A 4,579-nucleotide genomic window follows, 5' to 3' on the forward strand; every position below is an offset into this window, starting at 1 on the left:
CCGCTCGAAGAGCCCGAGCCACTCGAAGAACCCGAACCGCTCGATGATCCCGAACCACTCGAAGAACCCGAACCACTCGAAGAACCCGAACCGCTCGATGATCCCGAACCGCTCGATGAGCCCGAGCCGCTCGAAGAGCCCGAACCACTCGACGAGCCCGAACCACTCGATGAACCCGAACTACCGCCGGACCCGCAGTTACCGAAAATGCAGAGCACAGCGTAGCCTTTGTTGACTGCACTCGTTGCCGGGAAGCCCCAGACGGGCGCGGTGGCCGGCACGTCCGGCGCCCAATAGTAGGAGGACTGTTGCGTTTGCGTATTCAGTGTCAGCAGACTTGCCTTCACCGTACTGTTGGTCGGGTCCTGCATCTGCTGGGTACTCAACCCAACGCCCAACAGATTGTTCAGGGGAGCAGAGAGCCCGAGCGCGTTACTTTGGCCGGTGGTTTGCGTGTCCCAGAGGTTGTTGGCTTTCTGGCTGCCGTCGTACCCTTGGTACAGCGTGCCGTTACGGTTCGTAAGGCCCACAAGCCCCCCCGCGCCGGCACCACCGCTGACCTTCCCCGTTGCGTAGCTGTAGGCGATGTAGTCCCCTCCCCCAGGGGAGTACAAGTACCCCACGAGACCGCCCCCTCCCCCCGGACCGCCAGCAGTAGCGTCTCCCGTGGCATAGCTATTCAGAATGGCGTAAACGACGGCTGTGCCGACCAAACCGCCAGCGGAACCGTTTCTCGCCAGCGCCGATCCGCTAGCGTAACTCTGCACAACGGTGCCGGCCGACAGCTGCCCGATCAGACCTCCGACGGAATCGCCGCCGGCAACCGCCCCAGTGGCAAAGCTCGCCCGGACACTCTCGCCGATGAACGTGCCAAATAGGCCGCCGATCGAGGCAGCTCCATTGCCGGATCCAGTGACGGATCCGGTGGCGTAGTTCCAGTACGCCGCTCGCGGAACGCCCCCCGAAGCAAAGATTCCCACCAATCCACCGACATTGGCTGGGCCCGACACATCAGCGGTGGCATAGGTATGGCTAAGGTCACCTCCCTGATAGTTCCCCACCAACCCACCGACATAGACGAACGAGCCCGTGACTTTCCCGCTGCCGGTCACATAGCTGTTGCCGACACGCCCCTTCTGAGCCACGTTACCGACCAGGCCGCCCACATTCCCGCGCCCGGTCACGCCCGCCGCATCCAACACCACGCCGACGTTGCGGACGACGCCACTGCTCTGCGAGAACAGCCCCACGTTGTCGGTGGTCGGCAGGTTGATCGCCAGCCCCGTGACCTGATGCCCCAGGCCATCGAACACGCCGGTGAACGCCCCGACATTCGAGCCAGCCATCCCGATCGGCGTAAAGGCGCCGCTCAGCGCCACGTCGCTGCCCAGGAAGTAGTAACCGTTCAGCGACAGGTTCCCCAGGTCCGCCTGCGACTTGACCTGCGTGTACGTGTTGCCGTTGATGGTCAGGCTACCGCTCGAGTTAAAGTCGAGCCGGCCGGTGAAGCCGCTGCTGTCCAGGCTCACGCCCATGCGCACGGTACCGCCGCTGACCGCAGTGCCGGTGTTCATCACCAGCGAGCCTTGCCCGCTCGCGCTGGCCACCGCATTGAAGTTGATGTTGTTCTGCGCGTTCAGTGTCAGCGTATTGGCGTTCCACGTCACTGCGTCGTTGACGTTGATGCTGCCGTTGTCGGTGGTGCTGGTCCCCGCCGTGGCGCCATCGGTGGAACTGATGGTGACGTTGCTGGTGGCCAGCTTCGCGCTCAGCGCCGAGCCGGTGATATCGCCGCCCGACGCGGCAATGGTGTAGTTGTTCGGATCGATCAGCCAGTTCCCGGTCTTGCCCTGCGGCGCGCGCGTATCCACCATCGCGCTGTCCGCGATCTTCACGTGCGAGCCTGACGTCTCCACGAAGCCCCCATCCCCTCCCAGGTTGCCGCCGCGCGCGCTGATGGTGCCGTCCACCGTGGTCAGGCTGTTGGCGTTGCCCAGGTCCGCGATCGCTGTCACCGTGCCCCCCTTGCCCACGCTCTGCGCTGCGGCGTCGGCGTGGATGGTGCCGCTCTGCCGGATGGTGTCGCTGGCCAGCAGGCGCACCGTGCCGCCGTCGCTGCTCAGGCCGCTCGCTTCCAGCGTGCCGGTGTTGCGCACCACGCCGCCCTGCAGCCGGTCGGCCGCCTGCGCCGACAGGATGATCAGGCCGCCCGGCGCGCGCACCGCGTTGCCGTTCTCCACCAGGGCCTGGATCGTGACCGGCGTCACCTGGATATTGGCCAGCGTGTGGTCGCCGCTGAATTGCAGCTGGTAGGTCTCGCCGGCGGCCAGCGCCACCGTGCCGAGCTGCGCCACCACCACGCCGTGGTTGCGCACCTCCGGCGCCAGCAGCGCGATGTAGCCGCCCAGCGCTGCCTGGATCTGCCCGTCGTTGACGATGCCGCCGGTGGCGCCGTTGCGCGCGAAGCGGTAGTTGCCCGCCATGAAGTCGGCATTGCCGATGCCGTGCGTGGTCGCCACCAGGCTGCCCACGTTGACGCTGGCGCCCGGCCCGAAGTACATCCCCGCCGGGTTGACGAAGAACACCTGTCCCGGCGCGTTGATGTGGCCGTAGATCTGGCTGGGGTTGCTGTCCAGCACGCGGTTCAGGATGGCCGCGCCCGCCGAGGGCTGCTGGAAGTTCACCGTGGCCGCGCTGCCCACGTTGAAGCTCTGCCAGTTGACCACGGCGTTCTGCGAGGTCTGCGTCACCGTGGCGGTGTTGCCGCTGCTGCTGATGCTGGCCTGCCCGGCGGCCACCTGGCCGCCGGTGGGCAGCTGGTTCGGCGCCGGCGGCGCAGCATGCGCCAGGCCGATGCCCACCAGCGCCGCCACCAGAGGCTTGATGGCCAGGGCGGCGCGCGGCGCGCCGCCGCCCACGCTGCCGCTGGCCTTGCCCCGGCTGCGCGCAGTCTCGGCCACGACGACCCAGGCACGCACGAGTTCGCTCCAGATCAGGCGATAGATCTTGTTCATGGTCTGACTCCGGAAAACTTAGAACGACAGGCTGGCGGTCAGCCAGACGCGGTTCTTGATCAGGGAGCCGTCCTGGTCCTTGCCGGACGGCGTGGCGTTGGGGTTGCCGCCGATGCGGTGCGCCCAGGTCGCGCCCAGGTTCACCCCGCGCCCGGGTTGCCATTGCACGGCCAGCCCCGCCCCTTGCAGGTGGTAGCTGTTGACCGGCGGCGCGCCGGGGAAGTTGTTGTCGCGGTTGACGGTGACGTGGCCCCAGTCGTAGAAGCCCGATAGCGACACGCCGTAGGGCAGGCGCCAGCGCAGTTCCAGGTTCACCAGCTGGCCTTCGCTGCCGCCGCCTTCGCCGATCGGATAGGCGCGCACGCCGCTCGGACCGCCCAGGTAGAACTTCTCCGACGAGTCCAGGTTCTTGCTCGCCATCTGCCCCGACAGCGCGGCTGTGGCCGACAGCGCGTCGCTCAGCACCTGCTGGCGCGACATGCCGTAGCGCATCTTGAGGAACTGGCCGGCCGTGCGCAGCGTCATGGCGTCGGCCGCCTGCGTGGGCGACTGGCCCAGATTCAGGCTGCCGCCGGTCAGCATCGCGCTGGCCGTGTTGGCGCCGCCGCCACCCAGGCCGTCGAACAGGTTGCCGTTCAGCCCCAAGCTCAGCGTGTTGTCGAAGTAGCGGCTGGTGGTGACCTGGCTGGCCTCGTTGTCGTAGGTCTTGTGGTCGTAGTTGACCACCAGGTAGAGGTTGCGCTGGCGCGCCCGCACCAGCGGGTAGCTCGCCTCCAGCCCCACCGTGTTGGAGTTGCCGCGCGCGGCCAGCGCCTTGAAGTCGTCCGTCACCAGCCGGTAGTCCAGGCGCGAGGCGTTCACGCCGACGCGCCAGCCGTCATAGCCGACCGGCACCGTGTAGCCCAGGCGCAGGTAGCGGTAGCCCTCGCTCACCAGCCCGTTGGCCAGTAGCTGGTCGCCGAAGCCGGCCAGGCTGTTGACGCTGGCATTGCCCACCATGCGTGCCGCCCCGGTCGAGCGCGCGCCCTGGTTGTCCACGCCCACGTTGCCCGTCACCAGCGGCGTCTCGACGAAGTTCAGCGCGAGGTCGGTCTCCTGCTCCCGCGCGCCCGGCCGCAGCCGCCCTACCAGCGATACGCCCGGCAGGTCGTTGGCCAGCAGCAGCGCGCGGTCCAGCGTCTCGGTGTTGAGCGGCGCGCCCACCGCCTGGTGCGCGGCGAAACCGGCCTCGATGCGCTCGCGGCTGACGCGCTGCGGGCCCTGGCCCTCGATGCGCACGCCGCCGAATACGCCCTCCACCACCTGGATGGTGACCACGCCCTCGCGCACGTCCTGCGCCGGCAGGTAAGCCCGCACCACCCAGCCGGCCGCGCGGTAGGCCTCGGCCACCGCGGTGGCGGCCGCCTGCAGTTCGCTGAAGGACAGCGGCCGGTTCAGGAAGCCGGCCACCACCGGCGCCAGCTGCGCCTCGCTCAGTTGCTGATTGCCGGCGAAGCGGAAGGCGCTCACCGTGACGGTGGCCTCGCCGCGCTGGCGCAGCGGCGGCGGCGGCGCCGTGCGGTCCG

Annotated in this window: 2 protein-coding genes; both read right to left on the reverse strand. The window is 68.3% G+C overall.

Going from position 1 to position 4,579, the window contains the following annotated elements; translation table 11 throughout:
* Window positions 1-3,014 (reverse strand): filamentous hemagglutinin N-terminal domain-containing protein (locus tag P3W85_RS11795; RefSeq protein ID WP_276264926.1); only part of this gene is annotated, 3,014 nt, incomplete at its 3' end.
* A gap of 18 nt (window positions 3,015-3,032) precedes the next feature.
* Window positions 3,033-4,579 (reverse strand): ShlB/FhaC/HecB family hemolysin secretion/activation protein (locus P3W85_RS11800; RefSeq protein ID WP_276264927.1); only part of this gene is annotated, 1,547 nt, incomplete at its 5' end.

The sequence above is a fragment of the Cupriavidus basilensis genome (genome assembly GCF_029335485.1).
Taxonomy (GTDB): domain Bacteria; phylum Pseudomonadota; class Gammaproteobacteria; order Burkholderiales; family Burkholderiaceae; genus Cupriavidus; species Cupriavidus basilensis_E.